Below are 26,408 nucleotides of genomic sequence, written 5' to 3' on the forward strand. Positions count from 1 at the left end.
CTACAGAGGCGGACGGCAACAATCGGAGCAGGGCATGGACGAGCAGGCGGATATCGCGATCATCGGCGGCGCGGTGATGGGGGCGGCGGCGGCATTCTGGCTGTCGCGACTGGGCGGGCCTGCGCTGCGGATCGTCGTGATCGAGGCCGACCCAAGCTTTGCGCGGTCTTCAACGGCGCTGTCGGTCGCCTCGATCCGGCAGCAATTCACCAATCCGGTGAACGTGAGGATTTCGCGCTACGGAATTGACTTCATAAGGAATATAGCCCTCGAAACCGGGCCGGAACCTATGGTGCCCGATCTTGGTTTCACCGAGAATGGCTATCTGTTCCTCGCCGGCAGCGAAACCGCGGCCCAGGCGATGCGGAACGCGCAGGCGATGCAACTGGCCGAAGGCACCGCGACCGAATTGCTTGGCGCGGCCGAACTTGCCGCGCGCTTTCCCCATCTCGATTGCGCGGATGTGGTGCTGGCCAGTTTCGGGCCGCGCAACGAGGGCTGGTTCGACAATATGGGACTATTGGCCGCATTCCGCGGCGCCGCCCGGCGCGCGGGCGTGCGCTTCGTCACCGGCCGGGTCAGCGGACTCGCGCGTGATGGCGCAAGGATCGCGGCGGTTCACCTGGACTCGGGTGCGCGGATCACGGCGGGCGCGGTGGTGAACGCCGCCGGTCCGCGCGCGGCCGAACTGATGCGGATGGCGCATGAGGACATGCCCGTAGAGCCACGCAAGAGAACGGTTTTCGTGATCGACGCGCCCGAGGTTCACGCGCCGCGCGCGCCGCTGATGGTGGATCATCTGGGCTATTACCTGCGTCCCGAGGGGGCGCACTGGATCACCGCGACCGTGCCCGATACGGACGGCCCGGCCGATCCGGATGATTTCGAACCCGACTGGCATCTGTTCGAGGATGTCATCTGGGAACGGCTGTACCGCCGCTGCCCGGGTTTTGCCGCGGTCAAGGTGCTGCGCGCCTGGGCGGGCCATTACGCCTTCAACCGCTTCGACCAGAACGCCATCATCGGCCGCTGGCCGGGGCTCGACAATCTGTTCGTGATGAACGGGTTTTCCGGGCACGGCCTGCAACAGGCACCGGCAGTCGGGCGCGGCATCGCGGAACTGATCCTGCACGGGGGATATCGCAGCCTCGATCTGTCCGATCTGGCGCCGGAACGTCTGTTCGCGAACCGGCCGGTTCTGGAAAAGGCCGTGGTCTGAACGGGTTCGGTCATGGCTATGATTTTTACATAATATTGATTATCGGACTTAAGGCCATGGCCGAAATGCAGACGCCTCTCGCCCCAACGGCGCTGATCGGTTCAAGGATTGGCTGGGATGGAGCGGGTGAAGGGAATCGAACCCTCGTCTGGAGCTTGGGAAGCTCTCGCTCTACCATTGAGCTACACCCGCAACGGCAAGACCAATACCGTCACCGACCGGCAGGAACAAGAGCGATTTCATCCGCAGCGGCTGGCCGCATCAACGGCATCGTCCGAATCCGGCGACATTCGTTAAAAGATTCGAAACCATGATCGTGCATGCTGCCATGCGGTGCGCCGATCAAGGAGACCTGTCATGGGGTCCATGGCCCGAAGCCCCGAAACCGCAAGGCCCTGCCGCGGCGATTGCGCCGGATGCAGGAATGCGCACGATGCTGCGCACGACGATATCGACGTGCATCACTTGACGCCCGTCGCCATCGTGCGCGCCGAGATCCTGGCCGCGGTCGACGAGTTGATGGAACCGTTGCGCCCGCATGCCTGAGACGCCGCCGCGGGGCACCGGCTCAACTTTCCGGCAGAAAGACCGTGAATGTGCTGCCCTGACCCTCGACGCTTTCGATGCGGAACCGGCCGCGATGGCGGTTCACGATATGCTTGACGATGGCCAGCCCCAGCCCGGTGCCGCCCATCTCGCGCGAGCGGTGGCTGTCGACGCGATAGAACCGTTCGGTCAGCCGCGGGATATGCACCGGGTCGAAGCCCTCGCCGCGGTCGATCACGTCGATCCGCAGGCCCGGCCCGCGAAACGCAAGTTCGCGCTCGCTTCGGGTCATCCGCACCACCAGACTGCCGCCCGAGGCGCCATACTTGATGCCGTTCTCGATCAGGTTGTGGAACACCTGCGTCAACTGATCCGAATCACCCAGCACATGCACCGGCGCATCGGCCCCTTCAAGCTGCATCTCTACACCCGAATCGGTGGCAAGCGGGCGCAGCGTCTGGACCGAACTGCGCAACAGCGCGGCGACATCCACCCGCGCGCCCGGGCGCATGCGTTCTTCGGCCTCGACCCGGCTGAGCGACAGAAGGTCGCTGACCAGCCGGTTCATCCGCTTCGCCTCGCGCCCCATGATCTCGAGAAACCGCGCCCGCGCCGCCGCATCGTCCCGCGCCGGGCCTTGCAGCGTCTCGATGAAACCCATCAGCGCGGTCAGCGGCGTCTTAAGTTCGTGGCTGACATTGGCCACGAAATCGCGCCGGATCTGGCCCATCTGCTCGCGCTCGGTGATGTCGGTAAAGACCACCACAACCCCCTCGGAGCCATCGGGGCCAAGCGGGCTTGCAACAACCTCATAGGTGACCTCGCGCGCGACCTCGGTGGTCAGATAGCGTACCTTGCGCGCCTGACGCAGCCGCAACGCCTCCTCGACGCAATCCAGCAGCGCCGGTTGTCGCAAAACGGTGATGTAATGCCGCCCCGTGCCGGCCGGTCCGAACAGATTCGTGGCAAGCAGATTCATCGCCAGCACGCGCTCGCTACTGTCGATCAGCAGGACCGGAAACGGCACGCCTGCGATGATCGAAGGGGCGAGGTCGGCAGTCATGGTCGGGCTCCGCATGGGTCTGAGATGCCCACCTACCGGAACAGAGCGCAACGTCAATCAAGTCGCATTGTGATCTGGGTTTGCCAGTGCGTCGGAATGACCCTATACGGACAATGTAGACCTGCCTGAAAAGGCAGGTTGACAACCTGGAATTGATCAAAGGAACGCCTTGGCGTCATACAACGGAGCGGCATGGATGGAGCACCCCCACCTCGGCCTTGGCGCGACAATCAGTCGACCGATCATGTCGTCCATGGCCCTGCTTGTGGGGTTTCAGGACGATGACCGGCCAGAGCATTGCATGCCCTTCGCGGCTGCACGCTGCGAAACAGTGCCCTATGCGCTGGTGAACGCTGCGCTGTCCTGCGTGCCCTGGGTCGATTATGTGGTGGCGCCGCTGGTGAACGCGCAGTTCGATGCGCTGGACCTGGCCGCGCAACTGTCCAGCGCGGGCTATCGCGGACGCTTCATCGTGGTCACGCCCGCCCTGCCCGCGCCGAACGTGATCCGCCAAGAGATCGAACAGCTCTGCCCGGGTCTGACGGTCGAACTGGTCCCGCGCGCCCGGATCTGAACGGTTATCCCGCAGGCATCAGCCCGGCGCGGAAGCGGCGCATCGCGGCCTGATAGTTCAGCGCGGATCTGCGCAGCCCCTCGATCGCGGCGGTGTCAAGCTGGCGCACGACCTTGGCGGGGCTGCCCATCACCAGGCTGCCATCGGGAATTTCCTTGCCCTCGGTGACCAGCGCGCAGGCCCCGATCAGGCAATTGTCGCCGATCACCGCGCCGTTCAGCACCGTGGCGCCCATGCCGATCAGGCTGTTGTTGCCGATGGTGCAGCCATGCAGCATCGCCTTGTGGCCGATGGTGCAGCCCGAACCGATGACCAGCGGAAAGCCCATATCGGTGTGGCAGACCGTGTTTTCCTGAATGTTGGTCCCTGCCCCGATGGTGATCGGTTCGTTGTCGCCCCTCAGCGTGGCGCCGAACCAGACCGACACGCCCTGCCCCAGGATCACCTTGCCAATCACGTTGGCGTCGGGGGCGACCCAGAAATCGCCATCTTCGGGAAGCGTCGGCAGAATGCCGTCAAGGGCGTAAAGCGTCATGGCAGGGCCTCGAATTCGGCCTGAAGCGCGCGGACATGGGCCGTCAGGTCCGGCTGCTGGCTGCGGCGCAGGCGGGTTGCGGTCAGGATCGTCTTCAGCTTTTCCTCGGTCGCGTCCAGATCGTCGTTGACCAGCACGAAATCATAGCCGTCCCAATGGCTGATCTCGTCCCAGCTTTTCTGCATCCGTTTCGCGATGGTCTCGGCATTGTCCTGGCCCCGCGCGACAAGCCGGCGGCGCAGCTCCGCGATGGACGGCGGCAGAAGGAAGATCGACAGCGTGTGCTGGCCCAGGGCCGAGTTGCGGATCTGCTGGGCGCCCTGCCAGTCGATATCGAACAGCACATCGCGCCCGGCCTCGATGGCGGCGCGCACCGGCGCCTCGGGCGAGCCGTAGAAATTGCCGAAGACATAGGCATGTTCCAGCATCGCGCCGCGGGCAACCTCGGCCTTGAAGGCGGGTTCGGTCTGGAAATGATAATCCTGCCCGTCCACCTCGCCCGGCCGGGGCGGGCGCGTCGTGGCCGAGACCGAGAACACGATATCCCGGTCCCAGTCGCGCAGCCGCCGCGCCAGCGTCGACTTGCCCGCGCCCGAGGGCGAGGACAGGATGATCAGTAGCCCCCGCCGCGCAGCCATCGCCTACTCCACGTTCTGAACCTGCTCGCGCATCTGGTCGATCACATGCTTGAGGTCAAGCCCGATGCGGGTCAGCGGCGTGGACTGCGACTTGGAACAGAGCGTGTTGGCCTCGCGGTTGAATTCCTGCATCAGGAAATCGAGCTTGCGGCCGATGGGTCCGCCCGCGGCCAGCAGCGCGCGCGCCGCCGCGACATGGGCAGCCAGCCGGTCCAGTTCCTCGCGGATATCGGCCTTGACCGCGATCATCGCCAGTTCCTGGGCCACGCGGGCCGGATCGGCGCCTTCGGAATTCTCCAGCACGCGGGCAAGATTGGTGCGCAGCGTCTCGGCCATCTGCGCGCGCCGGGCCTCGGCGGCCTCGGTCGCGGCCTCGACCAGTTCGGCGATCTGGACAAGGTGATCGCGCAACAGCGCCTCCAGCGCCTCGCCCTCGCTGGCGCGCATCGCGGCGAAATCGTCGATCAGCGCGTCCAGATCGGCCAGCAGCGCGGCGGTCAGCGCGTCGGTCGCGGCCTCGGGCAGCGTGTTGTCGGTCACGCCGCGCAGCGCCAGGATTTCGGCCGCGCTGGGCACGGCAAGCCGCAGGTTATGTTCGGCCGCCGCCGCCTCGACCTGCTTGAGCATCACGATGGCCGCGTCCAGTGCCTGCGGGTCCAGCACCGCCGCCCCCGCCCCGCCGGTCTCGCGCACCAGCTTCAGCCCCAGCGTCAGGCTGCCCCGCGCGATGCGCCCCTGCACCGCCGCCCGCGCCGACTGTTCCAGCCCGGGCAGCCAGTCGGGCAGCCGCAGCCGCAGGTCAAGCCCCTTGCCGTTGACGCCGCGCAATTCCCAGGTCCAGCCATGGCCGTGCCCCTGCCCGCCGCGCGCGGCGAAGGCGGTCATCGAATTAGGCATCCCTGTTAACCATTGGCAAAGACATCCCTCTGACTCGTGGCTTTTTTGTGGCAATGTTTGGCCCATGAGGGGTTGATCCGCAGTAGCACTTCCCACAGGCGCCCACAACGCCCGCAGATTGTGCCAACGGACAGCCGGGACAGGTGTGACCGGGGTAACGAGATGTCGGAGAACGAGAAAAGCCTGAGAGCCGCGGTGATCGCGCTGGCGGGGTATCGTGCGGGGGGCGGCCTGTCCGCGCTGGACGAGATCGAATCCTACTGGCGCAGGCAGGTCGAGGCGAACGGCTACATTCCGAGCCGGGCCGAACTGGACCCGCGCGGCTTTTCCCGGGCGCTGTCGAATTGCTTCGTGGCCGAAGCGATCACGCCCCGCCACCTGCGGTTGCGGCTGACCGGCCAGCATCTGAGCGACGTGATGGGCATGGACATGCGCGGGATGCCGCTTTCCGCCCTGATCCTGCCCGATTCCCGCCCCCATCTCGAACAACTGATCTCGGAGTCGCTGGCGGGCATGACCCGGCCGGTCAGGATCAGCCTGTTCGCGCCGCCCCGCTTCGGCCAGCCCGCGCTTTATGGCGGCATGGTGCTTCTGCCGCTGCGCGACGAGGCCGGGGCGCCGCGCCGGATGCTGGGCGCCTTTGCCACGGTCGGCAAGCCCGGCCGCGCGCCGCGCCGCTTCCGCATCCTGGGCGCGGGCGAGGTGGACCGCCCCGAGACCACGGCAACCGGTCGCCCGGCGCTGCGGGTGATCGAGGGCGGGTTGTCGGCCCGGGTCTGAGCCCCCGGCCCTGCCTGAACACGAAAACAACGTGAAAGAAGACGGTTATCCCGCCTTCTTCATGTGGGTCAAACCGCCGCAGCCGCCGCGCTGTCGCCTGTCCGCGCCGACAGTTCCTCGGCCACGAGGAAGGCCAGTTCCAGCGCCTGAGACGCATTGAGCCGCGGATCGCAGGCGGTGTGATAGCGCGAGGACAGATCCTCGTCGGTCACGGCGCGCACGCCCCCGGTGCATTCGGTCACGTCCTTGCCGGTCATCTCGACATGCACCCCGCCCGGGATCGTGCCCTCGGCGGCATGGACGGCAAAGAATTCCTGCACCTCGCGCAGCACCGAGTCGAAGGGCCGCGTCTTGTAGCCCGAGGCCGACTTGATGGTGTTGCCATGCATCGGATCGCAGGTCCAGACCACCTGCGCCCCCATCTCGCGCACCACGCGGATCAGCCGCGGCAGATGGTCGCCCACACTCCCCGCCCCGAACCGCGCGATCAGCGTCAACCGCCCGGCCACGTTCTTCGGGTTCAGCTTGTCGATCAGCACCTTCAGATCGTCATCGCTGATGCTCGGCCCGCATTTCAGCCCGACGGGGTTCATCACCCCACGGCAGAACTCGACATGCGCGCCATCCACCTGCCGCGTGCGGTCGCCGATCCAGAGCATGTGCCCGGACCCCGCGATCCAGTTGCCCGACGTGGAATCGACCCGGCACAAGGCCTCCTCGTATTCCAGCAGCAGCGCCTCGTGCGAGGTGAAGAAATCGACCGTCGACAGCCCGTTCATCGTGTCGCCGTTCACGCCCGCCGCGGTCATGAAGGCCAGCGTGTCCGAAATGCGGTTGGCCATGTCGCGGTATTTCTCGGCCTCGTCCCGGTCGGTAAAGCCCAGCGTCCAGGCATGAACCCGGTGAATATCGGCAAAGCCCCCCTTCGAGAAGGCGCGCAACAGGTTCAATGACGCCGCGGCCTGCGTATAGGCCTGCAACATGCGCGCCGGATCGGGGATGCGCGCCTCTGGCGTGAACTCGAAACCGTTGATGATGTCGCCGCGATAGGCGGGCAGTTCGACCCCGCCCATGGTCTCGGTCGGCGCCGAGCGCGGCTTGGCGAACTGCCCCGCCATCCGGCCGACCTTGATCACTGGCAGCTTGGCGCCATAGGTCAGCACCACCGCCATCTGCAACAGCACCTTGAACGTGTCGCGGATCGTGTCGGCCGAGAACTCCGAGAAGCTTTCGGCGCAATCGCCGCCCTGCAACAGGAACGCCTCGCCCCGCGCGGCCTGGCCCAACTTGGCGGTCAGGTTGCGCGCCTCGCCCGCAAAGACCAGCGGCGGATATTTGGCCAGCTGCGTCTCGACCGCATCGAGCGACGCCCGATCCTGATAGTCGGGCATCTGCACCCGGGGACGGGACCGCCAGTCGGATTTCTGCCAGGTCGTCATCTCATTCGCTCCGCAGGTCTTTCGCATTCCGTGGCGCTTATAGGGGCAAGCGCGCGCTGCCGCCACCATCAATTCCCCGCGCGCATACTTGATCCGTTCGGGCAAACCTGCTTTCGCTGGTCCGGCAGAGCGCGGAGGAGACGGTGACGGCAGGCACCCGGGACAGCGGCCTGATCAGGGGTACGGCGGAGGGAATGCGTCCGCAGGATCTCGTTTTCGTGCTGCTCGACCGCTTCACCATGATCAGCTTCGCCAGCGCCATCGAACCCTTCCGCATCGCCAACCGCATGTCCGGCAGAACGCTCTACCGCTGGCGGCTGGCCGGCGAGGGCGGCGAATGGGCCACCTGTTCCAACGGCGCGCGGATCGCGCTCGACATGGATCTCGACGCGCTGGGGCGGGACGAAACCGTTCTGGTCTGCGGCGGCATCGACGTGCAGGCGGCAACCACCAAGCGGCTCGTCAGCTGGCTCAGGCGCGAGGCGCGCTCGGGCCGCATCATTGCCGGGCTCTGCACCGCGGCCCATGCGCTGGCGCGTGCGGGGCTGCTCGACGACCACCGCGCGACGATTCACTGGGAAAACCGGGACGGCTTCGCCGAGGATTTCCCCGAGATCGAGCTGACGAAATCCGTCTTCGTGATCGACGGCAACCGGATGACCACGGCGGGCGGCACCGCGTCCATCGACCTCGCGCTGACCATGATCGCCGAGGCGCATGGCCCCGATCTGGCCAATGCCGTGGCCGATCAACTGATCTATTCCTCGATCCGCACCGACCGGGACACCCAGCGGCTGTCGATCCCCACACGGATCGGCGTGCGCCACCCCAAGCTTTCCCAGGTCATCAACGCGATGGAGCGCAATCTCGAGGAGCCGATCTCGCCCGCGACGCTTGCCCAGGATGTGGGCATGAGCACGCGCCAGCTCGAACGGCTGTTCCGCCGTTATCTCGGCCGCAGTCCCAAACGCTATTACATGGAAATGCGGCTCGCCAAGGCGCGCAACCTGCTGCTGCAAACCGACATGAGCGTGATCAACGTTGCGCTCGCCTGCGGCTTCGCCTCGCCCAGCCATTTCTCGAAATGCTACCGCGCGCATTATGCCACCACCCCCTACCGCGAACGCGGCAGCCGGGGCGGCCCTGCGGATTGACCGCGCATCTTCTTCTGGCCCCAAATATCCCCGCCGGAGGCACCGCGCGCCCGCGCGCGGCCACGCCCAACCCCAGACAAGCGGGGCGCCTGCGCCCTGCGCTGGACGGGGGCGGGAGCGCCCCCTTGCACCGGACAGCACGACCGATGCGCTTCCCCCTTGCCAGTGTTCCCCGTCCCGGCCAGTCTTGCCCCGATGCCACCCCCAGGGGCCGCGCCAGCGATGCAGTGCCTGTTCTTCGATGTCCGCCCGAAACCGGGCCATATGGACGCCTATTTCGCCCATGTCGACCGGCTGCGGCCGATCCTCGCGCGCCATCGCGGGCTGATCTATCTCGAACGCTTCCGCCCGCTCGACGACCCGGAGGCGCTTCTTTCGCATCAGTTCTGGGCCGACGAGGCGGCGATCACCGCCTGGCGGCGCGACATCGCGCACCGCGCCAGCCAATGGGCCGGGCAAAGGCTGCATTTCGAAAGCTACCGCATCCGCGTCGGCCCCCAGGCAGTCCATTCGCCCGAGGGCGCGGCGCGCTGGCTTGTCGCCGCCTATGGCCCCGCCCCGGCGGCAATCGGGCGCGGTTATGAAAGCGTCACCCGGCCGGGCCGCTTCGTCACGCTGGCAGAGGCGTCCGGGGGCGCGGCGGCGCAGGCGCTTGCCGAGGGCATGGCCCCGGGTGCCGACGAGATCCGCGTCTTCGCGATCACCCGCGACTACACGATGACCGACCGGGCCGAGGCGCCCGGCTATTGCCCGGTCTCGGGCAGAAGCCGGTAAAGCGCCCCGTTCGTCACCGACAGGAACCAGATCGCGCCGTCGGGCCCTTCGCGCACATCGCGCAGCCGGCCGGTCTGGGGTGCTTCCAGCCGTTCCTCGGCGAACCCGGAATCGGGGTCGAGCCGCGACAGGAAACCGGAATTCAGGCTGCCCGAGAACAGATGCCCCCGCCATTGCGGCCAGAGCGCGCCGGAATAGATCGCCAGCCCCGAGGGCGCGATCGAGGGATCCCAGTAGTGCCGGGGCTGTTCCATCCCCGGCTTCGCCGTCCCCTCGCCGATCTTCAGCCCCGAATAATGCCGCCCGTAGGAAATCACCGGCCAGCCGAAATTGGCCCCCTTCTCGATCAGGTTCACCTCGTCGCCGCCCCGCGCGCCATGCTCGTTGATCCACAGCCGCCCCTCCAGATCCAGCGCCGCGCCCTGCGGGTTGCGGTGGCCATAGGACCAGATCTCGGGCCGCGCGCCCGGCTGCCCCGCAAACGGGTTGTCGCCGGGCACCGTGCCATCGCGGTTCAACCGCAGGACCGAACCCTCGTGGCGCCCCAGATCCTGCGCGCTGCGATCCTCGCCGCGGTCGCCGATGGTCAGGAACAGATGCCCTTCCGGCCCCTCGACAATGCGCGATCCGAAATGCCGCCCGCCTCGCGCCCCGGGCGCCATCGCAAAGATCTCGCGAAACCCCTCCAGCCGCGTGCCGTCCTCCGACAGCCGCCCGACCCCCAGCGCCGTGCCCTCGCCCCGCCCCTGCGCCCGGGCATAGGACAGGAAGATCTCGCGGCTTTCGGCGAAATCGCGCGGCACCATCAGATCAAGCAGCCCGCCCTGCCCCACGGCCGCCACATCCGGCAGACCCGCGACCTCGGCCACCTCACCCCCGGCGATCCGCACAAGTCGCCCGCCCCGCTCGGTCACCAGCACGCTGCCATCGGGCAGAAAGCCGATGGCCCAGGGCTCGGTCAGCCCGGTGGCGATTGTCTCGATGCGCAGCGTCCCGGCGGAACTTTCCAGCGCGCGGGCGGGATCGGGGGCATGCGTGGCCAGCAGGCCGATGCCAAGGACAAGCGCGCCAAGGCGCCGGATCGGTCGGGAAACAGACTGTTGCATGTGCGGAAACCTAGGGCGCAGAGGCGCCATGCCAAGCCCGGATGCGGCGCGGTTTCCCTTCCCTTTTGATACGGGCGCCACTAGTCTGCCCCCCGGATTTCATTCCAACACGGGAGTTCAACAATGAAAAAACTGCTTCTGGCCAGCGCGGCCACGCTGGCCCTTGCCGGGACGGCGTCGGCCGACGAGGTGAAGATCGGCATCATCTTCGGCTTCACCGGGCCGCTCGAATCGATCACCCCGGCCATGGCGGGCGGCGCGGAACTGGCGATTGCCGAGATCAATGCCGCCGGAACCTTCATGAACGGCGCGACCGTAACCCCGGTCCGCGGCGACTCGACCTGTGTGGACGCCGCCGCTGCCACCGCCACCGCCGAGCGTCTGGTGACCTCGGACAAGGTGCATGCCATCGTCGGGGCCGATTGTTCGGGTGTGTCGGGCGCGATCCTTCAGAACGTGGCGCGGCCCAACGGCATCGTGATGATCTCGCCCTCCTCGACCTCGCCCGCTCTGTCGAGCGCCGAGGATGACGGGCTGTTCTTCCGCACCGCGCCCTCCGACGCGCGTCAGGGCGAGGTGATCGCCGAGGTGCTGAAGGAACGCGGCATGAACTCGGTCGCGATTTCCTATACCAACAACGATTACGGCAAGGGGCTGGCGGATTCGATCCAGGCCGCGTTCCAGGCTGCGGGCGGCACCGTGACCATCGTTGCCGCGCATGACGACGGCAAGTCCGACTATTCGGCCGAGGTTGCGGCGCTGGCCTCTGCGGGCGGCGACATGCTGGTGGTCGCGGGCTATGTCGACCAGGGCGGGCGCGGCATCATCCAGGCCTCGATCGACACTGGCGCGTTCGAAACCTTCTTCCTGCCCGACGGGATGTATGGCGAGTCGCTGATCGCGGCGATCGGCCCCGAGCTGAACGGCTCGTTCGGCACCGTGCCCGGCACCGACAGCCCCGGCGCGGCGACGATCCAGGAAATGGCGGCCGCGGCAGGCTTCGACGGCACCTCGTCCTATGTGGCCGAAAGCTATGACGCGGCGGCGCTGATCCTTCTGGCGATGCATGCCGCAGGCTCGACCGCATCGGCCGATTTCAAGGACCGGATCATGGAGATTGCCAACGAACCGGGCGAGAAGATCTATCCCGGCGAACTGGGCAAGGCGCTTGAGCTTCTCGCGGCGGGCGAGCAGATCGACTATGTCGGCGCGATCGATGTCGACCTGATCGGGCCGGGCGAAAGCGCGGGCAATTTCCGCGAATACACGATCACCGACGGCGCGTTCGTCACCGACCGCTTCCGCTGAGGCGCGGCACGGCGACTGGCCAAAAGGACAGGCGGCCCGGGGCTTTTCCGGGCCGCCGCCTTGCGCTAATCACGCGCGCCAGAACGCGGGGGATGGGAACGTGATCCGGGTAGAGAACCTGCACAAGCATTTCGGCGGCTTCCACGCGGTGGACGGCGCCTCGATCGAGATCGCCACAGGCTCGATCACCGGGTTGATCGGGCCGAATGGCGCGGGCAAGTCCACGCTGTTCAACGTGATCGCGGGCGTTCTGCCGCCTACCTCGGGCAAGGTCACGATGGCGGGCGAGGACATCACCGGGCTGAAGCCGCACGAGCTGTTCCACAAGGGGCTGCTGCGCACCTTTCAGATCGCGCATGAATTCAGCTCGATGACGGTGCGCGAGAACCTGATGATGGTGCCCGCGGGCCAGTCGGGCGAAACGATCTGGAACGCCTGGTTCGGGCGCGGCCGCGTGGCGGCCGAGGAACGCGCGCTGGCCGCGAAGGCCGACGAGGTGCTGGATTTCCTGACCATCGACCACCTGGCCGACGAAAGGGCGGGCAACCTGTCGGGCGGGCAGAAGAAGCTGCTGGAACTTGGCCGCACGATGATGGTGGACGCCAAGGTGGTGTTCCTCGACGAGGTGGGCGCGGGCGTGAACCGCACGCTTCTGAACACGATCGGCGATGCCATCGTGCGGCTGAACAAGGAACGCGGCTACACCTTTTGCGTGATCGAGCATGACATGGATTTCATCGGCCGGCTTTGCGATCCGGTGATCGTGATGGCCGAGGGCAAGGTGCTGGCCAAGGGCAAGGCCGACGAGATCATGCAGAACGAGGCGGTGATCGAGGCCTATCTGGGCACCGGGCTGAAGAACAAGCTGAAGGCGGAAGGCACGGCCTGAGCGGGGGCGCGCGGGCGGAAAGGGCGGAATTGAGTATTTTTGCCAAGAAGAAGGACGGGGCACGCGCGGATGGCTGAACCTTTCCTGATCGGCGACCGGATGATCGGCGGCTATGGCGGCGCGGATATCCTGCATGGCTGCACCGTGGCAGTCGAGAAGGGCGAGATCGCGGTGATCGTCGGCCCGAACGGCGCGGGCAAGTCGACCGCGATGAAGGCGGTGTTCGGGATGCTGAACGTCCATTCGGGCGCGGTGCGGCTGAACGGCGAGGACATCACCCGCCTGACGCCGCAAGCCCGCGTGGCCAAGGGCATGGCCTTCGTACCGCAGACCAGCAACATCTTCACCTCGATGAGTGTCGAGGAAAACCTGGAAATGGGCGCCTTCCTGCGCCGCGACGACATTTCGGGCACGATCGAGGAGGTCTATCACCTTTTCCCGATCCTCAAGGAAAAGCGCCGCCAGGCCGCGGGCGAACTGTCGGGCGGCCAGCGCCAGCAGGTCGCGGTAGGCCGCGCGCTGATGACGAAACCCTCGGTGCTGATGCTGGACGAGCCCACGGCGGGGGTTTCCCCGATCGTGATGGACGAATTGTTCGACCGGATCATCGAGGTGGCGCGCACCGGCATTTCCATCCTGATGGTCGAGCAGAATGCCCGCCAGGCGCTGGAGATCGCGGACAAGGGCTATGTGCTGGTGCAGGGGCGCAATGCCTATACCGATACCGGCAAGGCGCTTCTGGCCGACCCCGAGGTGCGCCGCACCTTTCTGGGGGGCTGAGATGGGAAATGCCCTTCTTGTCATGGCATTGGCGGCCGTTGCTGCGGTTCCGGCCCAAGCCGCGCCGCGGCTTCTGGACTGCGTGGCGGACCTTGCCTGCGTGACACGGCTGGACAGCGTCTGCGATGCGGTCGGGCTGGGCTATGCGATGGAGCTGCCGCGCAAGGCCGGGGACAAGCTGATCCTGACCACCGCCGAGGGCGAGCGGTTCTTCGAGTTCCGCCGACTGGAGGATGCGCCGGGCGTGCTGGTGCAGGCGGCGGGCGGTGCGCTGGAGCCCGGACAGGGCGCAGGCGCCATGACGGTGTTCGACGATCTCAGCTTCGTTCTGACCCGGCACAGCCTGGTGCCGCTCGATGGTGCCGAGGCGCCGTCAACCGCGGTCGCGATCACGATCCATGGCCGCTGCGAGCCGCGCCAATGAACCGCCCCCTCCGATCCGATGGCGGTTCGCCGATCAACGCCCGGCCCCGCCGGCCGGCCTGTCTGGGAGAACAGTCATGCTGAACCGCCGCACCCTCGCGCTTGCGGCCCTGTTGTCGGTGCTGGGCCTGCCCCTGCCCCTTGCCGCGCAGGAGCCGAACGAGAACGATTTCGCGCTGGAGTGCCGTTTCGACCGGGAATGCCGCGAGGCAGAGCCCTGCACGGCGACCGGCTTCACGCTGGCGGTGGATGGGCGCGGCGGCGGGATGGGCGCGGGCGTCAAGCTGGCGCGGGTCGTGCTGTATTCGGCCGCGGGCAAGGTCGACGCCTTCGGCACATTGGGCGGCGACACGCTGTTCCTTCAGGGGGGCAATGACGCCGTCCGGTCCTATCTGGTCGTCACCGATGGCGCCGCCCGCTATACCCTGCACATGGCCCAAGGGCCGCAAGTTGTCAGCTATCTCGGAACCTGCGAGTGATGGATGTCCTGAACGCCCTTGTGGCCCTTGCCAATTTCGTGCTGATCCCCGCAACCGCCTATGGCGCGCAACTGGCGCTGGGCGCGCTGGGTGTGACGCTGATCTACGGGATCCTGCGCTTCTCGAACTTCGCGCATGGCGACACGATGGCGTTCGGAACCATGGTGACGATCCTCGCGACATGGGGATTGCAATCCTACGGGATTTCGCTCTCGCCCTTGCCGACCGCGCTTCTGGCGCTGCCCGTGGGGATCGCGGTCACCGCCCTGCTGTTGTTGGGCACGGATCGGGTGGTCTATCGCTTCTATCGCGAGCAGAAGGCCAAGCCGGTGATCCTGGTCATCGTGTCGATGGGGGTGATGTTCATCCTCAACGGGCTGGTCCGCTTCATCATCGGCCCGGACGATCATCGCTTTGACGACGGGGTGCGTTTCCTGATCGACGCGCGCACGTTCCGCGAGATGACCGGGCTGGCCGAGGGGCTGGCGATCCGCACCTCGCAGGCCATCACCATCGTGACCGCGGTGGTGGTCGTTGCGCTGCTGTTCTGGTTTCTCAACCGCACGCGCACCGGCAAGTCGATGCGCGCCTTTTCCGACAACGAGGATCTGGCGCTGCTGTCGGGCATCAATCCCGAACGGGTCGTGGCGATCACCTGGATCATCGTGGCGGCGCTGGCGACCACGGCCGGCGTTCTGTACGGGCTGGACAAGTCGTTCAAGGCATTCACCTATTTCCAGTTGCTGCTGCCGATCTTTGCGGCGGCCATCGTGGGCGGGCTGGGCAATCCGCTGGGCGCCATTGCGGGCGGTTTCCTGATCGCGTTTTCCGAGGTGACGATCACCTATGCCTGGAAGAAGGTGCTGACCTATCTGCTGCCTGACGGCATGGCGCCTGACGGGCTCGTGCAATTGCTGTCGACCGAATACAAGTTCGCGGTCAGCTTCGTGATCCTGGTGATCGTTCTGTTGTTCCGTCCGACGGGGATTTTCCGGGGGAAATCGGTATGAAGCCCAGAGACATGGCCCTTTTCGCGCTGGTTGCCCTGCTGATCGTCGGCACCGGCTATCTGCAAAGCTGGAACGCGGCGCTGAACATCCTGAACATGGGGCTGATCTCGGCCATCATGGCGCTTGGGGTGAACATGCAATGGGGCTATGCGGGCCTGTTCAATGTCGGCGTCATGGGGTTCGTGGCGCTGGGCGGGCTGGGCGTGGTCCTTGTCTCGATGCCGCCGGTGGGGGCGGCCTGGTCCGCGGGCGGGATGCAGGTTCTGTTCGCCCTGGCCATCGGGCTGGGCGTGATCGTCGGTGCGATCCAGCTCTGGCGGCGGATGGCGCGGGGCGCGCTGCGCGGGGTGGCGCTGGTGGTCTGGCTGGTTGCGGGCTTCTTCGTCTTCCGCGCGGTCTTTGACCCTGCCGTGGCCGCGATCGAGGCGGTGAACCCGGCCGCCACGGGCTATCTGGGCGGGCTGGGGCTGCCGGTGCTGTTCGGCTGGCCGGTGGGCGCGCTGCTGGCCGCGGGCGCGGCCTGGGTGATCGGCAAGACCGCGCTGGGGCTGCGCTCGGACTATCTGGCGATTGCGACGCTGGGCATCGCCGAGATCGTGATCGCGGTCCTGAAGAACGAGGAATGGCTGACCCGCGGCGTCAAGAACGTCATCGGCATCCCCCGCCCCGTCCCCTATGAGGTCGAGTTGCAGGCCGATCCGGGCTTTGTCGAACGGGCTGCGGGCCTGGGTCTTGATCCGGTCACCGCCTCGACGCTTTATGTCAAACTGCTTTACGCAGGGCTGTTCGCGGCGGTGCTGATCGCGCTGATCTGGCTCAGCCAGATGGCGCTGCGGTCGCCCTGGGGACGGATGATGCGCGCGATCCGCGACAACGAGGTGGCGGCCGAGGCGATGGGCAAGGATGTCAAGGCGCGGCATCTGCAAATCTTCATCCTCGGCTCGGCGGTCTGCGGGCTTGCGGGCGCCATGATGATCACGCTCGACAGTCAGTTGACGCCCGCCAGTTATCAGCCGCTGCGCTTCACCTTCCTTGTGTGGGTGATGGTGATCGTCGGTGGTTCGGGCAACAATTTCGGTGCGGTTCTGGGCGGCTTCCTGATCTGGTTCCTGTGGGTGCAGGTCGAACCCTTTGGTGCCTTCCTGATGGAGGTGATGACCAGCGGCATGGCCGCCGACTCGGCCCTGCGGGCGCATCTGATGGACAGCGTGGCGCATATGCGGCTGCTGACCATGGGGGTGATCCTGCTTCTGGTGCTGCGCTTCAGCCCGCGCGGGCTGATCCCCGAACGCTGACGGGCGGGGGCGGGATTGGCAGAGCTGCTGATCCTGCTGCCGGCCGCGGGCGCCTCGGCCCGGATGCGCGGGCGCGACAAGCTGCTGGAACCGGTCGATGGCGTGGCGCTGTTGCGCCGTCAGGCGATGGCCGCGCTGGCCACCGGGGCGCCGGTTCTGGTGACGCTGCCCAGGGGCGCGGGCACGGCGCGCGCATCGGCGCTGGCGGGGCTGGCCGCCCGCATCGCATGGATCGACGCTGCCGAGGGGATGGCGGCCTCGCTCCGCGCGGGGGCGGCGGCGGCGCAGGCGGCGGGCGCGTCCGGGCTGATGGTGATGCTGCCCGACATGCCAGAGATCACGACCGAGGATCTGGCCATGCTGCGCGCGGCATTTCACGCAGCCCCGGATCATGCGCTGCGCGCCTGCACGTCGGGCGGCGCGGCGGGCCATCCGGTGATCTTCCCGTCCCGGCTGTTCGCCATGCTGGCCCGGGTGCAGGGCGATGCGGGCGGGCGGGCGGTGCTTGCAGGCGAAGCCGTTCAGCTTCTGCCCCTGAGCGGCGAGCGCGCGCTGACCGATCTGGACACGCCCGAGGACTGGGCCGACTGGCGTGCCCGGACAGGGCGCTGAGCGCGCCCCGCCGCGCTATCCCAGCGCCCCGGCGATCCGCATCCGGCGGGCATAGAGGAAGAACAGCATCGCCACCCCCGCCGCCCCCGAGATCATCGCAACCCCGAACGCGCCCGACACGGCGGCAAGCGGCGGCGCGGCGAACAGGATCAGCCAGCCCGCCGAGCCCAGCATGGCCAGCGCCGCGATCCCCAGCACCACGGGCGCCGCACCCGAGCGCAGGAACAGAAGGATAGAGCCCAGAAGCCCGCCCCAGACCGCTATCGCCCAGGATCCGTCCAGCACCGAGGGCAGCGAGGTGAAGTAGTCGGCATTGCTCTGGGTCAGGATCTGAAGATAGGGCGCAACGCCGTATTGCGTCAGCACATAATCCGCGCAGCCCGCAAGATTCCAGAGGATAGCAAGGATCGCCACCGGCATCAGATGCCAGATCTCCGTCTCGTCGGTCATCGCAATCCCCTTAATGCGCGCGTGGCCCTGACGCCAAACTGCCCGCAAGCCGCCCCGGCTGTCCAGCGGGGTGCGACATTGTGGGCCGATCCCTCACGCGGCCCGCGGATCCGTCCGATCCGGTCGAAATCGGCCGGGATACCGCGTCTTCACCCGCGCCGAAACCCGTGGAAATACACGGTCCGAACGCGGCACGGTCTCCCGGCCCTCTCGTGCGGCCACCCCTATTGGCCCTTCGCCAATGCCCCCGGCTTGGCACGATCAGATTACGTCCGCCCCCCGCCGCGCCAAAGGGAAATCGGGCAAGGACGCGGCAACAAGGGGGCAGAAGCCCGGCGGCGCCATGAGCGGGCGCGGGATATGCTGGTTGCGGCCGTTTCCGCTGCGCGCCCAACCCTGGCGGATGTCGTTCCGGGTTCGTCAACATTCACGGCCCTGGCGGGGAATTGATCTCGCTTCGGACCGATGCGACCCCCGGATTGTTTCCGTCCTTCCCCGCCTTGGGCAGCGCCGGGGGCGCGCTTCGCTGGCCGGGGGACCGGGTTCGATCCGTTTCCGGTTCGGCGCCATTTTCCACGATCTGCCACGATTGCAGGCAAGCGGGAAACCGGCACACGATTCCGCCACGAATCGAGCCCCTTTCTGACGCGATCTGGCGGTGCTTCGTCCGGGGCGGGTTCCGTCGGCTAGGCGGCGCGCCCTGCCAGATGATGCCTGCGACAATCGGGCACGCGCTATCCGTTGGGTTCAGCGGGGCTCCGGCGGAGTTTCGCATAACCGTCACACGCATTCCGAGAAACCTTTACACGCCGCGACGATGGTCTGCGCGTGCTCGGGCCGTGCCCTGTTCGGCCTGACCGCTCACCCTTTCGCAAACATATCGACGAGGACAGAATGTCGTTCCACATCTCCCGCCGCGCGCTGCTTGCGGCCTCGGTCTGTGTGCCGCTTGCCGCCCCGATCGCCGCCCCCGCAGCCACGGTCGACACCGCCAAGAACGTGATCCTGTTCATCTCCGACGGCGCCTCCTGGGGCACCTGGGACATGGCCAGCTACTGGGAATACGGTGAAAAGGGCCAGCAGGCCTATGACAGCTTCGACGTCAAGCTGGGCATGATCACCACGCCGCTGAACACCGCCAGCACGCCGCAATACTCGGGCGAGCAAAAGGTGTTCTACGATCCCGACAAGGCCTGGGACACCACCCCGATCAGCGGCAGCTACGGCGGCCGCACCAGCCATTTCGCGGGTTACGACTACATCAAGCGCGACTACACCGACAGCGCAGCGGCGGGCACGGCGCTGGCCACCGGCGAGAAATCCTACAACAACGCCGTCGATTTCGACGATTTCGGCCAGCCGCTGGGCTTCATCACGCAGCAGCTCAAGGAAGAGCTCGGCAAGGCCGTGGGCGTGGTGTCCAGCGTTCCCTATTCCCACGCCACCCCCGCGGCCTTTGGCGCGCAGAACATCAGCCGCAACAGCTATGGCGAGATCGCCAAGCAGATGGTGTTCGAAGGCACGCTGGACCTGATCATGGGCGGCGGCCACCCGCTTTACGATTCGAACGGCCAGCTGCGCGCCAACCCGTACTATGCCAACGAGACCGGCTCTGGCGGCGGCTACACGCCCGCAAGCGTCTGGAACGCGCTGAACGATGGCAGCGCGGGGATGTCGCTGATCCAGACGAAAGAGCAGTTCGAGGCGCTGGCCTCGGGCGATCTGGTGATCGACGGCCGGCTTTTCGGCCTGGCCCAGGTTGCCGACACGCTGCAATACAACCGCAGCGGCCTGAACACCCCGGCCAACGCCTTCGAGGTGGCGCAGAACACCAATGTGCCCACGCTGGAAACCATGACGCTGGGCGCGCTGAACCATCTGGGCAAGAACGACAACGGCTTCTTCGTGATGATCGAGGGCGGCGCGGTCGACTGGGCAGCCCATGCCAACCACACCGCCCGCATCATCGAGGAGCAGATTGATTTCAACCGCTCGGTCGCGGCGGCGGTCGAGTGGGTGAACACCTTCTCGTCCTGGGAAGAAACCCTGATGATCGTGCTGACCGACCATGGCAACGCCATGCCGATGGGCCCGAACTCCAACACCATCGCGTTCCAGCCGATCCAGAACAACGGCGCGGGCAACCTGCCGGGGGTTCGCTGGCACTATGGCACCCACACCAACGAGAACACGCTGATGTGGGCGCATGGCGCGGGGGCCGATCTGTTCCTGAGCCAGATCATCGGCACCGATCCGGGCCTTGTGCAGTTCACCGGCCACAACGACACCGGTGCCTATATCGACAACACCGGCGTCTACCGCGTGATCGCGCAGGCCACCGGTCTTGGCCAGGACCTGGCGCCGGTGCCGCTGCCTGCGGGTGCGTGGCTGTTCGGCTCGGGCCTGCTGCTGCTGGCGGGTCTGCGCCGTCGCGCCCGCGCGGCGTGATCCGGGCCTGATCCCGGGCGGGGCGTCAGCGCCCTGCCCCCTGCGCCGCCGCCCCCCCTGCGGCGGCGCATCTGATTAGCGCGCCAGCACCAGTTCTGCCTTCAGCCCGCCCAGCCGCGTGCTTTGCCCCAGCCGCAACTCTCCGCCATGCCCGCGCGCGATGTCGGCGGCGATGGACAGTCCAAGCCCGACCCCGCCGCCCTTGTCCTGACCCCGCGCCGGATCCAGCCGCTGGAACGGCTGCACCGCCTTGTCGCGCCGATCCGCCGGGATGCCGGGCCCGTCATCCTCGACCGAAAAGACCACCTGCCCCGGGCCGACCGACAGCCCCAGCGCCGCCATGCCGCCATAGCGCAGCGCGTTGTTCACAAGGTTCTGCAAGGCCCGCTCGACCGCCTGCGGACGCAGAAGAACCTGTTCGTCCCGGGGCAGATCTCCGATCTCGACCGGCCCGCCCAGACCCTGCGCCCGCTCGGCCACCCGCATCACCAGTTCCGCCGGATCGCAGGGCTGGGGATCGTCCAGCACCTCTGAGCGGGCGAAATCGAGGAAGGTGTCGATCATCCGCTCCATATCGGCCAGATCGCGCAGCATCGCCTCGGTTTCGGGCGTCTCCTCGGCCATGGACAGTTCCAGCTTGAGCCGGGTCAGCGGCGTGCGCAGATCGTGGCTGACCCCCGACAGCATCAGCGTGCGCTGTTCGATCTGCCGCTCGATGCGCGCGCGCATGTCCAGAAAGGCCCGGCCCGCCGCCCGCACCTCGGTCGCGCCCGCGGGCCGATAGGGCATCGCCCGCCCCTTGCCGAACGCCTCGGCCGCGGCGGCCAGCCGGGTGATCGGGCGCAACTGGTTGCGCAGGAACAGCGCCGCGATCAGCGTCATCAGAACGCCCGTGACCACCATCAGCACCAGCAACTGGTGCGGATTCGAGGCCGACACCCGGCGGCGGTCGAACTCGACCTCCATCGGCCCGTGCTCCGTCTCGATTCCGACCCGCACCAGCCGCGTGTTGCCCGCAAGGTCGATGCCGCGGAAGCCGGGCAGCCCTTCGGCCAGGGTCGCGGTGACCGACTTGCCCGACAGGTCATAGAAAAGTCGCGTCTCGCCCTCGGGCACCGCCTCGGGAAACGCGACCGACAGCGCCAGTGGCCCACCCACCGCGCGCGCCCGCGCCAGCGCCGCTTCGTGATCGGGCGCCGCGTCGACCAGTTCCGTCAGAAAGGCCAGTTCCAGCACGATGGCGCGCGACATCTGCCGGGTGACATCCGCAAAATGGCGCTGGATGAAGACAACCGAAACCACCAGTTGCAGCGTGACGACCGGCACCAGCAGGATCAGCGCGGCCCGGCCATAAAGCCCCCGCGGCAGCATCCGTTTGATCGAGGCCCGCCACATGCTAAAGCCTTAGCGGCCCCGCGCCCGCTTAGGAAGACCGCACAGAGGGATGCCAGAAATGGACACCGACGCCTTCGCCCCGCCGCCCGGCGCCTGCGACCGCCTGCGCCCCGGCCTGCGCCGCGTGCTGGCGCCCAACCCCTCGCCGATGACCTTTCGTGGAACGAACAGCTATATCCTCGGCGAGGGCCGGGTGGCGGTGATCGACCCCGGCCCCGCCGATCCGGCGCATCTGGCCGCGCTGCTGGCCGTGCTCGATCCCGGCGAGACGATCGGCCATATTCTGGTCACCCATTCTCATCTGGACCATTCCGCGCTGGCCCGGCCGCTGGCCCGGGCAACAGGCGCACCGGTGCTGGCCTTCGGAGACAGCGCGGCCGGTCAGCGCACCGATCTGGCCGCGCTGTCGGGGCTTGGCGGGGGCGAAGGCGTGGATGCCGGGTTCGTGCCGGACATCAGGCTTGGCCATGGCGATCGGATCGCAGGCGACGGCTGGCAGATCGAGGCGCTTCACACGCCCGGCCACATGGGCAACCACCTCTGCCTTGCCTGGGAGGATGCGCTGTTCACCGGCGATCACGTGATGGGCTGGGCCAGTTCCATGGTCTCGCCCCCCGATGGCGACCTTGCCGCCTTCATGGCCTCGCTCGATCTGCTGGCCGGGCGGCCCGAACGGGTGCTGTTTCCCGGCCATGGCGCGCCGGTGGCGGATGGCCCGGCCCGGATCGCCGAACTGACCGCCCACCGGCAGATGCGCGCCGCCCGCATATCCGAGGCGCTGGCCGCCGGCCCCGCAACCGCCCAGGCCCTCGCCCGCGCGGTCTACACCGACACCCCCCCCGCCCTCCTGCCCGCCGCCACCCGAAACGTCCTCGCCCATCTCATTGAGATGGCAGACAAATCCCTGGCAGAACCCGAAGGCCAGATCACCGCCACGGCACTCTGGCACCGGCTCTGACCGAGAGGCAATTTTCTCGCGCAATCCCTCTGGACGGCGCGGAATCGTCTTGCTATACGGCCCCCGTGTTCCGGCGTAGCTCAGCGGTAGAGCAGTTGACTGTTAATCAATTGGTCGTAGGTTCGATCCCTACCGCCGGAGCCAGAAATCCCCTGTAAAACCAGAGGATTACGAGCAAGCCCCCGCAAGGGGGCTTTTCTCGTTCTGGCCGAAATCATCACTGAGTCATCACCGTGACGGAAATCGCCTGCCCGGTGAGGTGAACCCCTCTTCCGTTCACGGTGCCACCCGCTGACGTATCCGCACGGGTCGCAGCTTCATCGCCGCAAGGTGTGCCGTCACAACTTCATCCGTCTTTCCCGCCAATCGTTCAATGAGGCCAACACCGGCACGAGCCTTGCTTTTCCCTACGGTTTCTTCACCGATGACACCGTGCGCGATGCGGTGCCGAAGGTTTAGCAGGTCATCCAGCTTTGCGATGTAATCAGCCTCCGACCACCTTCTTGCCCCCCACTGAGCAGAAAAATTCTCAAGACCGACAAGAGAGGAATACGCCTTTCGTAGGTTGCCGTGGTTGGGCGTGTTTAGCGCGGCGATCTTAGCCTTGCTGTAGTCGATGAACTGCAAGCGCCAACCTTCACCGGCCAGCTTCCACAGAGACGATTTCGCCGTGTCGTTGAGCTTGCTCCAAGTGTGCTTTTCGTGGAGATGCGCGAGCATGGCTTGCCAAACCCGATCCGGCAGAGTCTCGGGGCCTTCCGCTCGTCGAGCAATTTCGGCAACTGCACGATCTAAGGAATCTTCGGAGAAGCCCTCCCAAGCGGCAACGGCCAAGATTACCGCGCTTCGGTTCAAGGCGTCATAGCCATGCCGACGCCCCCGGGCGTTGCCTGTGCATTCTTCATGAATTTCGATTAGTCTGCGAGCATCGGTGAGGCGAAGCCGAAGGCGTCGGATTGCGTTGCTTTCAGCCATTCTAACTTTCTCCTCAAAGTCGTCACGCCGCGCCCGGCACCAGAAGCCGCAGATCGCCCAAGAAGCTCTCAAGCGTCACAATACTCGTTCGGATGCTGGCGGGGAACTTGGCAATCAGGGGCTCGGGCGCCACAAGCTGCACATTGGCCTGCGTCATCTCGCGGAACTGTGCCTCGGACACGCCCTCCTGCAAGGTCAGGAGGTGCTTCACAGGAATCCGGTCTGCCTCGTTGATCACCTGCCGCCAGCGGTCGCGGCATGTGGTCTTGGTAGCAAACATCCGCAGCCGGGCCTCGCGAACGGCCGACCCTTGTTTTTACAACAGGCCGGTTGCGCGGTCCAGTGTCGGCTGATCCGGGGCAACCCGTCTGGGTGGTGGGTGCGGGCTGAAATTCGCGCGCGTCGGGGTGGGCATCTTTCCATGCGCCCGTCCAGGAGCTATCATGCGCATCACAGGCAGCGCGAGCCGGTCCGGGCGTTCTGGCCACAGGGCGCGGACCGGAGAGCGGCAGAAAATCACATGACGCGGGACACCCGCGCGAACAGGGGGCAAGGCATGGCGGGATACCGGATCGGGCGGCTTGCCCTGGCATTGGGCATGGCGGCGCTTGTCGCGGGGTGCCAGGATGGCAGCGGACCCTTTGCAACATTGCAGGAGCCGGCGCCGGAGGCCGGGACGGCCGCAGTCGCAAGTGTCGGGGGCGAAGTCGAGGCGCCCGAGGTCTTTGCGGTGGCTGAACCCGGGCTCTGGGACGGGCGGCCCTCGCTGGGCGGCGTCTGGGTGGCTCATCCCGACGCCCCCGGCCCCGAACGGGTGATCGTGCGCAATACCGAGAACGGCAAATCCGTGACCGCCGCGCTGTTCCGGCGCGAGCGTGACATGCCGGGTCCGCGGTTGCAGGTCTCCTCGGACGCCGCGGCCGCGCTTGACCTGCTGGCGGGTAAGCCGACGGCGCTGCGCGTGGTGGTGCTGCGCCGCCCGCAGGCCCCGTCGGCCGCCCCCGCCGCGGCAGCGCCCGCAGCAGACAGCAAGATTTCGGGCGGGACCGAGTCGCGGCCCCCGGCGCGCCGCCCGGATCGCGCGAATGCCGAAGCCGCCCCCCGCGCCCCGGCCATGGCGCCCGGGGATGTGGCCGCGCCCCCGGCCGGAACCCTGGCGATCCCCGGCGAGGCCGCCGCCGTCCGGGCCGCAGCCGCCCCCGTGCCGTCCCCTGCCCCGGCCGCGTCCAGGCTGGACCGGCCCTTCATCCAGGTCGGCATCTTCACGATCGAGGACAATGCCCGCGAGACCGCCGGCAAACTGCGCGAGGCCGGTATCCTGCCCTCGATCCGCGAACTGAAACGCGCCGAGTCCAGCCGCTATCGCGTTCTTGTCGGCCCTTCGCAAAGCCGTGACGAACAGGCCGCGCTGCTTGAGACGGTCAAGGGGCTCGGCTACACAGATGCCTATACCGTCACGAAGTGAGGCGCAGCGGACCATGGGACAGAGCTTTCTGCGATCCGGAAGGATGACCGCGCTGGCCGGGCTGGCGCTGATCGGGGCGCTGCTTCTGGGCGGCCCCGCCCGCGCCGCGTTCGAGACGCGCGCGACCGCGGCCTATGTCTTCGATCCGGCCACCAACACGGTGCTGCTGGCCAAGAATGCGGACGAGTCGATGCCGCCCGCCTCGATGGCCAAGCTGATGACGCTGAACATGCTGTTCGAGGCGCTGCGCGACGGGCGCATCACGCTCGAGACGCGGTTCTCGGTGTCGTCGCGCGCCATGGCGATCGGCGGCTCGACGATGTTTCTGAATGACCGCGACCGGCCCACGGTCGAGGAACTGATCCGCGGCATCATCGTGCAATCGGGCAACGATGCCTGCGTCGTGGCCGCCGAGGGGCTGGCGGGCACCGAGGAGGCGTTTGCGCGCCTGATGACCGAACGCGCCCGCGCGCTGGGGATGACCAGCTCGACCTTTGCCAATTCCACCGGCTGGCCGCATCCGAACCAGCGGATGAGCATGCGCGATCTGGGCATCATCGCCGAACGTCTGATCGAGGAATTCCCCGAATATTACGGCTATTTCGCCGAACAGGAATATGCCTTCGACGGGCGCTCGCCGCAGAACCGGTTCAACCGCAACCCGCTGCTGCGGCTGGGGATCGGGGCGGACGGACTCAAGACCGGACACACCCGCGAGGCAGGCTTCGGGCTTGTCGGCTCGGCGGTGCAGGACGGGCGGCGGGTGATCTTCGTCATCACCGGGCTCGAAACCGAGGCGCAGCGCGCCGAGGAAGGCGAGCGGATCGTGAACTGGGCCTTTCGCCAGTTCGTCCAGCGCGAGATCCTGCGCAAGGGCGAGCAGGTGGCCGCGGCACGGGTCTGGATGGGCGAGATCGAGCGCGTCGGTCTGGTCGCGCCGGATGACCTGAAAATCCTGCTGCCCGCTCTGGCCCAGGGCGCGCTCGAGGCCGAGGTGATCTATCGCACGCCCATCCTCGCCCCGATCGAGGCCGGGCAGGAACTGGGCGAACTGGTCATCGCGCGCCCCGACATGGAACCGATGCGCGTGCCGCTGGTGGCCGAACGCTCTGTCGGGCGCGGCGGCTTCGTGCCGCGGCTGAGAACCGCGACCGAGGTTCTGATCGGGCTCGGGCGGGAGGCCACGGGCCTCTGAC

27 protein-coding genes, 2 tRNA genes and 1 pseudogene are annotated in these 26,408 nt (G+C 67.1%); 19 read left to right on the forward strand and 11 right to left on the reverse strand.

Going from position 1 to position 26,408, the window contains the following annotated elements; translation table 11 throughout:
• Positions 1-34: 34 nt before the first annotated feature.
• On the forward strand, positions 35-1,219 hold the full coding sequence (locus GH815_RS15090; RefSeq protein ID WP_153749593.1) for an NAD(P)/FAD-dependent oxidoreductase: 1,185 nt from the start codon (positions 35-37) through the stop codon (positions 1,217-1,219).
• Positions 1,220-1,337: 118 nt separating this feature from the next.
• Here GH815_RS15090 and GH815_RS15095 read toward each other — a convergent pair.
• Positions 1,338-1,411, reverse strand: a tRNA-Gly gene (locus GH815_RS15095).
• A 165-nt stretch (positions 1,412-1,576) separates the two neighbouring features.
• Between GH815_RS15095 and GH815_RS15100 the strand changes: the two genes are divergently transcribed.
• Positions 1,577-1,765 carry a hypothetical protein gene (locus tag GH815_RS15100; protein ID WP_153749594.1) on the forward strand — a complete coding sequence of 63 codons (189 nt, stop codon included), beginning with the start codon at positions 1,577-1,579 and terminating at the stop codon, positions 1,763-1,765.
• Positions 1,766-1,787: 22 nt separating this feature from the next.
• Here the strand turns inward: GH815_RS15100 and GH815_RS15105 are convergent, their stop codons facing one another.
• On the reverse strand, positions 1,788-2,828 hold the full coding sequence (locus tag GH815_RS15105; protein ID WP_153749595.1) for an ATP-binding protein: 1,041 nt from the start codon (positions 2,826-2,828) through the stop codon (positions 1,788-1,790).
• 253 nt (positions 2,829-3,081) lie between these two features.
• Here GH815_RS15105 and GH815_RS15110 point away from each other — a divergent pair, with 253 nt between their 5' ends.
• Positions 3,082-3,402: a hypothetical protein gene (locus GH815_RS15110; RefSeq protein WP_153749596.1), complete on the forward strand. Its 321-nt coding sequence runs from the start codon at positions 3,082-3,084 to the stop codon at positions 3,400-3,402.
• Positions 3,403-3,406: 4 nt separating this feature from the next.
• On the opposite strand, the gene GH815_RS15115 is transcribed toward GH815_RS15110, so the two are convergent.
• The 3 genes from GH815_RS15115 to GH815_RS15125 are packed head-to-tail and all read right to left on the reverse strand — an operon-like array spanning position 3,407 to position 5,460.
• Entirely contained in the window at positions 3,407-3,937 is a 531-nt protein-coding gene (locus GH815_RS15115; protein WP_153749597.1) for a gamma carbonic anhydrase family protein, read from the reverse strand.
• Entirely contained in the window at positions 3,934-4,575 is a 642-nt protein-coding gene (gene gmk, locus GH815_RS15120; protein WP_153749598.1) for a guanylate kinase, read from the reverse strand. The genes GH815_RS15115 and gmk overlap by 4 nt, the downstream gene beginning before the upstream one ends.
• A 3-nt stretch (positions 4,576-4,578) precedes the next feature.
• Positions 4,579-5,460 (reverse strand): YicC/YloC family endoribonuclease, encoded by an 882-nt coding sequence (locus tag GH815_RS15125; protein WP_246176476.1) that lies wholly within the window; start codon positions 5,458-5,460, stop codon positions 4,579-4,581.
• Positions 5,461-5,634: 174 nt separating this feature from the next.
• Here GH815_RS15125 and GH815_RS15130 point away from each other — a divergent pair, with 174 nt between their 5' ends.
• The gene (locus GH815_RS15130) at positions 5,635-6,252 is read left to right on the forward strand and encodes a PAS domain-containing protein (RefSeq protein WP_153749600.1); all 618 of its coding nucleotides are present in this window, start codon (positions 5,635-5,637) and stop codon (positions 6,250-6,252) included.
• Between the two features lie 68 nt (positions 6,253-6,320).
• On the opposite strand, the gene GH815_RS15135 is transcribed toward GH815_RS15130, so the two are convergent.
• A complete protein-coding gene (locus GH815_RS15135; RefSeq protein ID WP_153749601.1) occupies positions 6,321-7,691 on the reverse strand; it encodes a class II 3-deoxy-7-phosphoheptulonate synthase in 1,371 nt (456 codons plus the stop codon).
• A gap of 194 nt (positions 7,692-7,885) precedes the next feature.
• Between GH815_RS15135 and GH815_RS15140 the strand changes: the two genes are divergently transcribed.
• Positions 7,886-8,845, forward strand: coding sequence for a GlxA family transcriptional regulator (locus GH815_RS15140; RefSeq protein ID WP_153749602.1), 960 nt, complete (start codon positions 7,886-7,888; stop codon positions 8,843-8,845).
• A gap of 222 nt (positions 8,846-9,067) precedes the next feature.
• On the forward strand, positions 9,068-9,619 hold the full coding sequence (locus GH815_RS15145) for an antibiotic biosynthesis monooxygenase family protein (protein ID WP_170290366.1): 552 nt from the start codon (positions 9,068-9,070) through the stop codon (positions 9,617-9,619).
• On the opposite strand, the gene GH815_RS15150 is transcribed toward GH815_RS15145, so the two are convergent.
• On the reverse strand, positions 9,589-10,725 hold the full coding sequence (locus tag GH815_RS15150) for a PQQ-dependent sugar dehydrogenase (RefSeq protein ID WP_153749604.1): 1,137 nt from the start codon (positions 10,723-10,725) through the stop codon (positions 9,589-9,591). The two genes, GH815_RS15145 and GH815_RS15150, sit on opposite strands and share 31 nt — an antisense overlap.
• 123 nt (positions 10,726-10,848) lie before the next feature.
• Between GH815_RS15150 and GH815_RS15155 the strand changes: the two genes are divergently transcribed.
• The 8 genes from GH815_RS15155 to GH815_RS15190 all read left to right on the forward strand — a co-directional run bounded on the left by GH815_RS15155 (position 10,849) and on the right by GH815_RS15190 (position 17,521).
• Positions 10,849-12,033 (forward strand): ABC transporter substrate-binding protein, encoded by a 1,185-nt coding sequence (locus GH815_RS15155; RefSeq protein ID WP_153749605.1) that lies wholly within the window; start codon positions 10,849-10,851, stop codon positions 12,031-12,033.
• 100 nt (positions 12,034-12,133) lie between these two features.
• A complete protein-coding gene (locus GH815_RS15160) occupies positions 12,134-12,922 on the forward strand; it encodes an ABC transporter ATP-binding protein (RefSeq protein ID WP_343030905.1) in 789 nt (262 codons plus the stop codon).
• A gap of 69 nt (positions 12,923-12,991) precedes the next feature.
• Positions 12,992-13,702 (forward strand): ABC transporter ATP-binding protein, encoded by a 711-nt coding sequence (locus tag GH815_RS15165; protein WP_153749606.1) that lies wholly within the window; start codon positions 12,992-12,994, stop codon positions 13,700-13,702.
• 1 nt (position 13,703) lies between these two features.
• Complete coding sequence (locus GH815_RS15170; protein WP_153749607.1) at positions 13,704-14,126, forward strand: hypothetical protein; 423 nt, start codon at positions 13,704-13,706, stop codon at positions 14,124-14,126.
• Positions 14,127-14,202: 76 nt separating this feature from the next.
• Positions 14,203-14,604 carry a hypothetical protein gene (locus tag GH815_RS15175; RefSeq protein WP_153749608.1) on the forward strand — a complete coding sequence of 134 codons (402 nt, stop codon included), beginning with the start codon at positions 14,203-14,205 and terminating at the stop codon, positions 14,602-14,604.
• Complete coding sequence (locus GH815_RS15180) at positions 14,604-15,614, forward strand: branched-chain amino acid ABC transporter permease (protein ID WP_153749609.1); 1,011 nt, start codon at positions 14,604-14,606, stop codon at positions 15,612-15,614. The genes GH815_RS15175 and GH815_RS15180 overlap by 1 nt, the downstream gene beginning before the upstream one ends.
• A gap of 11 nt (positions 15,615-15,625) precedes the next feature.
• Positions 15,626-16,909, forward strand: a complete 1,284-nt coding sequence (locus GH815_RS15185) for a branched-chain amino acid ABC transporter permease (RefSeq protein ID WP_246176478.1) — start codon at positions 15,626-15,628, stop codon at positions 16,907-16,909.
• A gap of 15 nt (positions 16,910-16,924) precedes the next feature.
• Positions 16,925-17,521 (forward strand): nucleotidyltransferase family protein, encoded by a 597-nt coding sequence (locus GH815_RS15190; RefSeq protein ID WP_153749611.1) that lies wholly within the window; start codon positions 16,925-16,927, stop codon positions 17,519-17,521.
• Positions 17,522-17,536: 15 nt separating this feature from the next.
• Here the strand turns inward: GH815_RS15190 and GH815_RS15195 are convergent, their stop codons facing one another.
• The gene (locus tag GH815_RS15195; RefSeq protein WP_153749612.1) at positions 17,537-17,971 is read right to left on the reverse strand and encodes a hypothetical protein; all 435 of its coding nucleotides are present in this window, start codon (positions 17,969-17,971) and stop codon (positions 17,537-17,539) included.
• An 894-nt stretch (positions 17,972-18,865) separates the two neighbouring features.
• Between GH815_RS15195 and GH815_RS15200 the strand changes: the two genes are divergently transcribed.
• Positions 18,866-20,419: an alkaline phosphatase gene (locus GH815_RS15200; protein ID WP_153749613.1), complete on the forward strand. Its 1,554-nt coding sequence runs from the start codon at positions 18,866-18,868 to the stop codon at positions 20,417-20,419.
• Between the two features lie 75 nt (positions 20,420-20,494).
• Here GH815_RS15200 and GH815_RS15205 read toward each other — a convergent pair whose 3' ends face one another.
• Positions 20,495-21,814, reverse strand: a complete 1,320-nt coding sequence (locus GH815_RS15205; protein WP_153749614.1) for an ATP-binding protein — start codon at positions 21,812-21,814, stop codon at positions 20,495-20,497.
• A 58-nt stretch (positions 21,815-21,872) separates the two neighbouring features.
• Between GH815_RS15205 and GH815_RS15210 the strand changes: the two genes are divergently transcribed.
• Both GH815_RS15210 and GH815_RS15215 read left to right on the forward strand, forming a co-directional pair.
• A complete protein-coding gene (locus GH815_RS15210) occupies positions 21,873-22,772 on the forward strand; it encodes an MBL fold metallo-hydrolase (protein WP_153749615.1) in 900 nt (299 codons plus the stop codon).
• 69 nt (positions 22,773-22,841) lie between these two features.
• A tRNA-Asn gene (locus GH815_RS15215) sits at positions 22,842-22,916 on the forward strand.
• Between the two features lie 132 nt (positions 22,917-23,048).
• On the opposite strand, the gene GH815_RS15220 is transcribed toward GH815_RS15215, so the two are convergent.
• Together GH815_RS15220 and GH815_RS15225 are read right to left on the reverse strand one after the other, a co-directional pair.
• Positions 23,049-23,747 (reverse strand): HEPN domain-containing protein, encoded by a 699-nt coding sequence (locus GH815_RS15220; protein WP_153749616.1) that lies wholly within the window; start codon positions 23,745-23,747, stop codon positions 23,049-23,051.
• Positions 23,748-23,769: 22 nt separating this feature from the next.
• Positions 23,770-24,036: pseudogene (locus tag GH815_RS15225) on the reverse strand (type II restriction endonuclease); the annotation flags it as partial.
• A gap of 267 nt (positions 24,037-24,303) precedes the next feature.
• On the opposite strand from GH815_RS15225, the gene GH815_RS19415 reads away from it, so the two are divergent.
• Both GH815_RS19415 and GH815_RS15235 read left to right on the forward strand, forming a co-directional pair.
• On the forward strand, positions 24,304-25,212 hold the full coding sequence (locus tag GH815_RS19415; RefSeq protein ID WP_153749618.1) for an SPOR domain-containing protein: 909 nt from the start codon (positions 24,304-24,306) through the stop codon (positions 25,210-25,212).
• 13 nt (positions 25,213-25,225) lie between these two features.
• The gene (locus tag GH815_RS15235; protein ID WP_407072189.1) at positions 25,226-26,407 is read left to right on the forward strand and encodes a D-alanyl-D-alanine carboxypeptidase family protein; all 1,182 of its coding nucleotides are present in this window, start codon (positions 25,226-25,228) and stop codon (positions 26,405-26,407) included.
• Position 26,408 lies beyond the last annotated feature (1 nt).

The sequence above is a fragment of the Rhodovulum strictum genome (assembly GCF_009649175.1).
Lineage (GTDB): Bacteria > Pseudomonadota > Alphaproteobacteria > Rhodobacterales > Rhodobacteraceae > Rhodovulum > Rhodovulum strictum.

What these genes read in the sequence shown, in the direction of transcription:
- GH815_RS15090 (WP_153749593.1), top strand. Translation starts at nt 35, where the DNA reads ATGGACGAGCAGGCGGATATCGCGATCATCGGCGGCGCGGTGATGGGG.
- GH815_RS15100 (WP_153749594.1), top strand. Translation starts at nt 1,577, where the DNA reads ATGGGGTCCATGGCCCGAAGCCCCGAAACCGCAAGGCCCTGCCGCGGC.
- GH815_RS15105 (WP_153749595.1), bottom strand. Translation starts at nt 2,828, where the DNA reads ATGACTGCCGACCTCGCCCCTTCGATCATCGCAGGCGTGCCGTTTCCG.
- GH815_RS15110 (WP_153749596.1), top strand. Translation starts at nt 3,082, where the DNA reads ATGGCCCTGCTTGTGGGGTTTCAGGACGATGACCGGCCAGAGCATTGC.
- GH815_RS15115 (WP_153749597.1), bottom strand. Translation starts at nt 3,937, where the DNA reads ATGACGCTTTACGCCCTTGACGGCATTCTGCCGACGCTTCCCGAAGAT.
- gmk (WP_153749598.1), bottom strand. Translation starts at nt 4,575, where the DNA reads ATGGCTGCGCGGCGGGGGCTACTGATCATCCTGTCCTCGCCCTCGGGC.
- GH815_RS15125 (WP_246176476.1), bottom strand. Translation starts at nt 5,460, where the DNA reads ATGACCGCCTTCGCCGCGCGCGGCGGGCAGGGGCACGGCCATGGCTGG.
- GH815_RS15130 (WP_153749600.1), top strand. Translation starts at nt 5,635, where the DNA reads ATGTCGGAGAACGAGAAAAGCCTGAGAGCCGCGGTGATCGCGCTGGCG.
- GH815_RS15135 (WP_153749601.1), bottom strand. Translation starts at nt 7,691, where the DNA reads ATGACGACCTGGCAGAAATCCGACTGGCGGTCCCGTCCCCGGGTGCAG.
- GH815_RS15140 (WP_153749602.1), top strand. Translation starts at nt 7,886, where the DNA reads ATGCGTCCGCAGGATCTCGTTTTCGTGCTGCTCGACCGCTTCACCATG.
- GH815_RS15145 (WP_170290366.1), top strand. Translation starts at nt 9,068, where the DNA reads ATGCAGTGCCTGTTCTTCGATGTCCGCCCGAAACCGGGCCATATGGAC.
- GH815_RS15150 (WP_153749604.1), bottom strand. Translation starts at nt 10,725, where the DNA reads ATGCAACAGTCTGTTTCCCGACCGATCCGGCGCCTTGGCGCGCTTGTC.
- GH815_RS15155 (WP_153749605.1), top strand. Translation starts at nt 10,849, where the DNA reads ATGAAAAAACTGCTTCTGGCCAGCGCGGCCACGCTGGCCCTTGCCGGG.
- GH815_RS15165 (WP_153749606.1), top strand. Translation starts at nt 12,992, where the DNA reads ATGGCTGAACCTTTCCTGATCGGCGACCGGATGATCGGCGGCTATGGC.
- GH815_RS15170 (WP_153749607.1), top strand. Translation starts at nt 13,704, where the DNA reads ATGGGAAATGCCCTTCTTGTCATGGCATTGGCGGCCGTTGCTGCGGTT.
- GH815_RS15175 (WP_153749608.1), top strand. Translation starts at nt 14,203, where the DNA reads ATGCTGAACCGCCGCACCCTCGCGCTTGCGGCCCTGTTGTCGGTGCTG.
- GH815_RS15180 (WP_153749609.1), top strand. Translation starts at nt 14,604, where the DNA reads ATGGATGTCCTGAACGCCCTTGTGGCCCTTGCCAATTTCGTGCTGATC.
- GH815_RS15185 (WP_246176478.1), top strand. Translation starts at nt 15,626, where the DNA reads ATGGCCCTTTTCGCGCTGGTTGCCCTGCTGATCGTCGGCACCGGCTAT.
- GH815_RS15195 (WP_153749612.1), bottom strand. Translation starts at nt 17,971, where the DNA reads ATGACCGACGAGACGGAGATCTGGCATCTGATGCCGGTGGCGATCCTT.
- GH815_RS15200 (WP_153749613.1), top strand. Translation starts at nt 18,866, where the DNA reads ATGTCGTTCCACATCTCCCGCCGCGCGCTGCTTGCGGCCTCGGTCTGT.
- GH815_RS15205 (WP_153749614.1), bottom strand. Translation starts at nt 21,814, where the DNA reads ATGTGGCGGGCCTCGATCAAACGGATGCTGCCGCGGGGGCTTTATGGC.
- GH815_RS15210 (WP_153749615.1), top strand. Translation starts at nt 21,873, where the DNA reads ATGGACACCGACGCCTTCGCCCCGCCGCCCGGCGCCTGCGACCGCCTG.
- GH815_RS15220 (WP_153749616.1), bottom strand. Translation starts at nt 23,747, where the DNA reads ATGGCTGAAAGCAACGCAATCCGACGCCTTCGGCTTCGCCTCACCGAT.
- GH815_RS19415 (WP_153749618.1), top strand. Translation starts at nt 24,304, where the DNA reads ATGGCGGGATACCGGATCGGGCGGCTTGCCCTGGCATTGGGCATGGCG.
- GH815_RS15235 (WP_407072189.1), top strand. Translation starts at nt 25,226, where the DNA reads ATGGGACAGAGCTTTCTGCGATCCGGAAGGATGACCGCGCTGGCCGGG.